Below are 7656 nucleotides of genomic sequence, written 5' to 3'. Positions count from 1 at the left end.
AGTCAGTAACATATATACGGCAAGGCGGCGTTGACGTGGTTTGAAGAGATTTTCGAAGAGTGTGAGTTTATTTTTTACCTGACTTGTCCATATTCCAGAAGTCTGTCACGGCTCCGCGTGAAGCAGATGATACGATATGGGCATATTTACCGAGGACACCACGGCTGTAAAGTGGTGGCAAGGTTGTTTCTGCCTTGCGTTTTTCAAGTTCTTCTTCGGATACGGCCATGGAAATTTCTTTGGTATCTTGGTCAACCGTAACGATATCGCCTGTACGAAGGTAGGCAATTGGTCCACCATCCTGAGCTTCAGGAGCGATATGTCCAACAACCAGACCATAAGTACCACCAGAGAAACGGCCATCCGTCAAGAGGGCAACCTTATCTCCCTGACCTTTACCAACAATCATGGATGAAAGTGACAGCATCTCAGGCATACCAGGACCACCCTTAGGTCCAACGAAACGAACAACGACTACATCGCCATCAACGATTTCATCTGTCAGAACAGCCTGAATCGCATCTTCTTCTGAATCAAAGACTTTAGCTGGACCAACGTGACGACGAACTTTAACACCTGATACCTTGGCAACTGCACCGTCAGGGGCAAGATTTCCGTTCAAGATGATAAGCGGACCATCCGCACGTTTTGGATTTTCAAGTGGCATGATAACTTTTTGACCTGGTGTGAGGTCTGCAAAATCAGCCAAGTTCTCAGCGACAGTCTTACCAGTACATGTGATACGGTCCCCGTGAAGGAAACCATTTGCCAACAAGTACTTCATAACCGCAGGCACACCACCGACTTCGTAGAGATCTTGGAAAACATACTGACCAGATGGTTTCAAGTCGGCCAAGTGAGGCACACGCTCTTGGATGGTATTAAAGTCCTCAAGCGACAAGTCAACATTTGCAGCATGGGCAATGGCAAGCAAGTGAAGAGTGGCGTTTGTAGAACCACCGAGAGCCATAGTCACAGTGATAGCATCTTCAAAGGCTTCACGAGTCAAGATATCTGATGGCTTAAGACCAAGTTCCAACATCTTAACAACAGCACGTCCTGCTGCTTCGATGTCTTCTTTCTTGTCAGCTGATTCAGCTGGGTGAGAGGAAGACCCTGGCAAACTCATACCGAGAACTTCGATAGCTGTCGCCATGGTATTAGCAGTATACATACCACCACAGCCACCAGGTCCAGGGCAGGCATTACATTCAAGACGTTTAACGTCCTCAGCCGTCATATCACCGTGGTTCCATTTTCCGATACCCTCAAAGACAGAAACCAAGTCAATGTCTTTGCCATCAAGATTTCCCGGTGCAATAGTTCCACCATAGGCGAAAATAGCTGGGATATCCATATTAGCAATGGCAATCATAGATCCAGGCATGTTCTTGTCACAGCCACCGATAGCAACAAAGGCATCCACATTGTGACCACCCATAGCCGCCTCGATTGAGTCCGCAATAATATCACGAGATGTCAAAGAGAAGCGCATACCAGGCGTTCCCATAGCAATCCCGTCCGCTACAGTGATAGTCCCAAACTGCACAGGCCAAGCACCTGCAGATTTGACACCTTCTTTGGCTAATTTCCCAAAATCATGCAAGTGAATGTTACATGGTGTATTTTCCGCCCAAGTCGAAATCACTCCCACAATCGGTGTTTCAAAGTCCTTATCTGTCATACCAGTCGCACGAAGCAGGGCACGGTTTGGTGATTTTACCATGCTGTCATAAATACTACTGCGGTGACGTTTATCTAATTCAGTCATTTGTTCCCTCCCATTTCAGTTTTTACTATTATAGCACATTTTAAAAGCAATGAACAGAAGAAAATTCTTGAATTTTCAGAAAATTCTATATACATATGAAATATTTAAAACTAAAAACAACAAAGCGGATTAGTGCACTTTCTGATGACCAGAATATGCTTTTTAATCCGCTTTCTTTAAATAACGTACTGTAATTGTTACAAAAATTCTTTCAGATAAGTGTATTTAACATCTATCTTGCATTATAAATTTCTAGAACCTTCTCTTTTATATTCGATTCACTCAAACCATACTCATTAAGAAGATAATCCATTTTCCCTACTTGACCGAATCTTTCTTGAACACCCATCCGATGAATTTTTGTTATTCCATCATCAGAGAATAATTCACATAAAGAACTGCCAATTCCACCTATCTGATTGTGGTTTTCTACAGTAAATATAGTTTTTCCACTTAACATTGTTTTTATCTGTTCTGGTATCGGTTTGATTCTAAATAAATCTATCACACCTACTGAATAACCTACTTTAGACAGTTTATCTGCAACTCGAATACTTGGAGCAACCATTATACCAGAAGCAACGATTACAACATCTTCCCCATGTCTTAACTCAATGTAGCCCTTAGAAAAATCTTCTCCACCTTGATACACAGGAACTGGAGCTTTTCTAATTGTTCGAATATATTTTAGTCCTTTTAAGTCTAATGTCTGGTTCAATATTTCACGAAATTGGACATCATCAGTTGCTTCAAAAATGATCGATTTAGGAATTAAACGTAACAATCCAATTTCTTCAAATGGCATATGTGTCCCACCATTCATTTCTGCAGTTACTCCTGCATCTGATCCAATCACAGTGGCATCCAATTGTGCGTATCCAAGAGAAATAAATAATTGATCAAATACCCTTCGTGAAGAAAAAGGACCAAATGTATGAAGATAAGGTCTAAACCCCTGAATAGACAAGCCTGCTGCAAGGCCGACCATTTCTGCTTCCATAATCCCAACATTCACATAACGGTCTCCAAAGTCCTTTTCAAGATTATGAGTAGCCATCGAACTTGACAAATCGGCTTCTAAGACTACTATATCAGAATAACTTTGATTAGCCTCTAAAAGGAAGTCTCTATATACATGCCGTAATTCTTTCGTGCTTCTCATCATTCTGTTTCCTCCAATTCCTGACTTAATCTTTCTACAACTGAAGTTAACATTTGTCTCTCCTCTACAGTAGGGCGAAGATGATGGTTGGATTTCATTTCTTCCAGCTCTTGAACCCCTTGACCTTTAATAGTATCTAATACAATGCACTTAGGTGATGAATTATTTGACTGTTTTAATTGGACAATCCCTTCATAAATTTCTCTAATATCTGAACCCTTGACCCTAATGGATTCAAATCCAAATGCTGAAAATTTTTCTACGAAATCACCTGGATTACAAATATCCTTTGTAAAACCATCTAATTGTTTTTTGTTATCATCAACAAATACAATTAAGTTGGATAACTGTTGATGAGAAGCAAACTGTATAGCCTCCCAACATTGTCCCTCATTTAACTCACCATCTCCAACAATAGCATAAGTATAAAAGGGACTCTTTCTTATTCTCTGACCATATGCAAGTCCGGTTGCAACACTAATTCCTTGTCCTAAAGAGCCCGTTGTCATATCTATGCCTGGCGTTAGATTTCTATCAGGATGAGACGGTAATTTGGTTCCATTTGTATTTAAAGAATATAAGAATTCTTTGTCAAAGAAACCATTCAAATAGAGTGTACTGTATAGAGCTGGTCCTCCGTGACCTTTTGATAATATGAAATAATCTCTATCTCGTGATGCAAATATTTCTGGAGTCATTGGCATCATTTCACCATAAAGCACTGCTAGAACTTCTACGATAGACAGACTTCCTCCGTAATGTCCGAATCCAAGATGATTCAAGGTTTCAAGAGTATTTAATCGGATTTTTGTTGCAAATTTTCTTAACTCATCTTCTCTATTTTTACTTAAAATCATCCCTTATTCCTCCTTTACAGATGGCTTTTTAATAAAGGATACTCCAAACATAACTGCTAAAATAAGAACAAGACCAATCACAATGCCTGCTTGTGAGCCAAATTGATTTAACATTCCTAAAATAATTCCTGATAGACCAAAATCTGCATCTGAGAAAGTTGATCCTTGGAAACCAAGTCCTCCCAAAACTGGCATTAAAAAGACTGGAAGAAAACTAATTAAAATACCTTGTAAAAATGCTCCAATAGTAGCTCCACGAACACCACCAGATGCATTCCCAATAACACCTGCAGTCGCTCCACAGAAGAAATGAGGCACAACACCTGGTAAGATAACAACCGTTCCTGAAGCAATCATAATTGCCATACTTACTAAACCACCAATAAAACTAGAGATAAATCCAATTAGAACTGCATTGGGTGCATAAGTATAAACAATCGGACAATCCAAAGCAGGTTTTGAATTAGGTACAAGACGCTCTGAAATACCTTTAAAGGCTGGAACAATTTCACCCAAAATAAGGCGAACACCTGCTAAAATAACAAATACCCCTGCTGCAAATTGACCTGCTAATTGTAAAGCATAAACTAGACCACTTGTACCACTACTAATTTCTTTTTCTATATATTCTGACCCTGCAAAGATAGCTACAATAATGTAAATAACTGCCATAGATAAAGTGATACTAACAGTACTATCACGTAAAAAAGCTAAACTCTTTGGAAATTTAATGTCCTCTGTTGATTTTGATTTGTCACCGATAAGGCTACCAGTAAAACCACTCAACCAATATCCCAAAGAACTGAAATGACCTAAAGCCACCTTGTCATTTCCAGTTAATTGAACCATATATTTTTGCACAAATGCTGGGGAAATACTCATAATAATACCGAGTGCTAATCCTCCTAGTAAGATGAGAGGCAAGCTAGTAAAGCCAGCAACTGATAAAATGACCGCAATCATACACGCCATATATAGAGTGTGGTGCCCTGTTAAAAAGATATATTTAAATCGAGTAAAACGAGCAATTAAGATATTGAACACCATGCCTGCAAACATAATCATTGCAGTAGCTGATCCATATGTTGTTAAAGCTACAGCTACAATTGCTTCATTATTCGGCACAACGCCAGATAAATGAAAAGCATGCTCAAACATGGTACCAAATGGATTTAAAGAATTTTGTACGATTCCTGCACCACCAGATACAACTAAGAAACCAACAAAGGTCTTAATTCCACCTTTAATAATATCAGGTAATTTCTTCTTCTGAAGAACTAATCCTAAGATTGCAATTAAAGCTACTAAAATAGCTGGTGTACTAACAATATCCAATATGAACTTCATCATGACGCTAGCCTCCTATATAAGTCCTTTTTCTTCACAAAGTTTCGTAATTAATTCTCGTAGTTCATCCATATCAATAATACTATTTAAGATACGAACATCTCCAAGATGACTAGCTGAATCAGCTAGATCACGACCAACAATCCAAATATCAGCAGCATTTGGATCTGCTCCACCTAAATCATAGTGTTCAACTTCTACATCTGAAACATTCAAATCACTCAATACAGATTCAATATTCATCTGTACCATAAAACTTGAACCTAATCCTGAACCACAAGCTGTACCAATTTTTAACATTATTTAATCCTCCTGTTTAATTATCATTTCAATGTCATCATAGTTTTTTGATGATATTAAAGTTTGAACATGATTTTTATCTCTTAAAATTGTTGTTAAATGTGACAAAGCCTTTAAATGACTTTCATTATCAATGGCTGCAATACAAATCAACAATCTTACCTCTTGTTCTGGATTATCCAATAAATAAATCGGTTTTTCCAAAACTAACATTGACATTCCTATTTCATTCACACCTTCATCTGGCCGAGCGTGAGGAATTGCTACTCCCTTCCCTAAATTAATAAAAGGCCCAAACTCTTCTACTTTTTGAATCATTGCCTCAGGGTAGTTCTCCGTTATCTTATCTTGATCCAAAAGCGGTTTAGCTGCTAAACGAATCGCCTCCTTCCATCCTAATTTTTGCGAACTAACCTGATAGGTTTCTTTGGTAATAAGTTGTTCTAGCACTGGTACAATTTCCTTTCTATCATTTTTTTGATAAAGATAATTCTTTAACGCCAATCTTAATTCCAATTCTTGTGTAATAATTCCATATCTTTTGACAATATTCAGGATTTGTTCAATCTCAAAATCCCCATACTCTAAATTCGGAAAATCTTTTAACACTAGTTCTACTAGTTGTATTGCTTGCTCTTCAGTCATCATAACCGAAACTAGATAATTTGGCTTTTCTGTCTCCACCTTTATGGTAGAAAAAACCATATCATAGTCACTACTAGCTTTCACCTGTAAATCATCAATCTTTGAGGTTCCTATAAACTCAATTTGAGGAAATAATGCTAATAGATTTTCTTTTAACATCAATGAAGAACTAACACCATTAGGACAAATGATTGCTGCTTTATACCATTTTTGAGGCAAAGTATCTGCTTTCTTTAAATAACCTCCGAAATGGATAACAAAATATGCTGTTTCACTATCAGGTATGGGTTTGTCAATAGCGTCCATCAAGGGAGTCAAAGAATCTTTTACTAGTTCAAATAAATCAGGATAATGTTCTTTAACATGCAATACATATTCATTTGAACTAGGTAGGCCGAACTTTAATCTATAGTAAGCCGGTATAAGGTGGCGGCGAAGATTTTCTCTCAATCCTTCCCTTTGTTTAAAATGTAACAAAGAAATATCTTCCATTCTACTTATAATAGCCTCTGTTAGTTGATTAAAGTAAACCGGAGCAACATCTACTTCACCTTCAAAGCAACTTGATAATAAAACTGTGATATAGCGATAATCATCCTCAGAAAACACCGTATCTATAATCCCCAAATCAACCACTGTATCCAATAAAATAGTGGTTATATCTTGAATAACAGGAGATACTAATGTCTCTGAAAGACATACTCTTTCAACATCCCTTTGATACCTACACAGAATGAATACTAAACCGAAAAGGCAAACTTTTAATTGATTTACAATAGGTACTAGCTGTAGCTTCTCATAATAATCTTTAACTACCTGATTTATCAAATCATAAGTTAATGAATACCCCCAACTGGATAAAACATAATCCAAACCCCAAATCCCTATGGAGGATTCCAGCAACTCACTAACCATTTGAAAAGCTAAGCGGTGCTTATTCCACTCTGAACCGTGTAAAGTATAACCTTTTGCTCTACTGTACCCTAGCTCCAAATCATTATCTAACATAATCTTTCTTAATGATTGAATATCAGATAAGGTTGTATTCTTACTTACTTTCAAAAAGTCTTGGTAATGATTATTTGATATAAAATCTAATCGGCAAAAAGTGTAAAGATAGATTAAAGCTAAGCGAGTCGACTTTGGTAAAACCAATTCATCCGACTTAATAATATCTGTCAAAGATTGCTTCGTACGATTTGATAAACTATAGCGACCTTGCTTTTTATCCAGCACTATCCCTTTATTAGCTAGATAAGGCACTAAATAATCTATTCCTTCTTTGACTTCCTTTATAGGTAAGCTCACCTTAACAGATAACTCATATAACGATAGCTCACAATGATCCATCAAAGTCATCAAAATAACTAGTGCTCTATAATCAAACATTTCTCTTCCTTTCTAACTACAATTATAGTGTAAAAGTTATAAGAATAAAAGAGTATTTGAGCACAATATAATCTCACCTTTTAAAAGAAATTATTGGGCTGAAAGTTTTTAGTAATTATTTTTCTACTTTTTTTCACGTTATAAATTAAAGCGATATCATTTAGATATCAATTAATAGAAATGGT

6 protein-coding genes are annotated in these 7656 nt (G+C 37.1%); all 6 read right to left on the bottom strand.

What is annotated here, in order from left to right; translation table 11 throughout:
• Positions 1 to 67: 67 nt before the first annotated feature.
• The 6 genes from ilvD to HT730_RS03635 all read right to left on the bottom strand — a co-directional run bounded on the left by ilvD (position 68) and on the right by HT730_RS03635 (position 7471).
• Complete coding sequence (ilvD, locus tag HT730_RS03660) at positions 68 to 1771, bottom strand: dihydroxy-acid dehydratase (protein WP_173306838.1); 1704 nt, start codon at positions 1769 to 1771, stop codon at positions 68 to 70.
• Between the two features lie 232 nt (positions 1772 to 2003).
• Positions 2004 to 2936 carry a transketolase family protein gene (locus tag HT730_RS03655; protein ID WP_173306837.1) on the bottom strand — a complete coding sequence of 311 codons (933 nt, stop codon included), beginning with the start codon at positions 2934 to 2936 and terminating at the stop codon, positions 2004 to 2006.
• Positions 2933 to 3790, bottom strand: a complete 858-nt coding sequence (locus tag HT730_RS03650) for a transketolase (RefSeq protein WP_173306836.1) — start codon at positions 3788 to 3790, stop codon at positions 2933 to 2935. The genes HT730_RS03655 and HT730_RS03650 overlap by 4 nt, the downstream gene beginning before the upstream one ends.
• A gap of 3 nt (positions 3791 to 3793) precedes the next feature.
• Complete coding sequence (locus HT730_RS03645; protein ID WP_000975294.1) at positions 3794 to 5140, bottom strand: PTS ascorbate transporter subunit IIC; 1347 nt, start codon at positions 5138 to 5140, stop codon at positions 3794 to 3796.
• Between the two features lie 12 nt (positions 5141 to 5152).
• A complete protein-coding gene (locus tag HT730_RS03640) occupies positions 5153 to 5437 on the bottom strand; it encodes a PTS sugar transporter subunit IIB (protein WP_000912476.1) in 285 nt (94 codons plus the stop codon).
• A gap of 3 nt (positions 5438 to 5440) precedes the next feature.
• Positions 5441 to 7471, bottom strand: a complete 2031-nt coding sequence (locus HT730_RS03635) for a BglG family transcription antiterminator (RefSeq protein ID WP_173306835.1) — start codon at positions 7469 to 7471, stop codon at positions 5441 to 5443.
• Between the last annotated feature and the right edge of the window lie 185 nt (positions 7472 to 7656).

It is taken from the genome of Streptococcus sp. k-628 (assembly GCF_013277475.1).
In the GTDB taxonomy this organism is placed as follows: Bacteria; Bacillota; Bacilli; order Lactobacillales; family Streptococcaceae; genus Streptococcus.
This window is presented reverse-complemented; position numbering and strand designations above follow the sequence as displayed.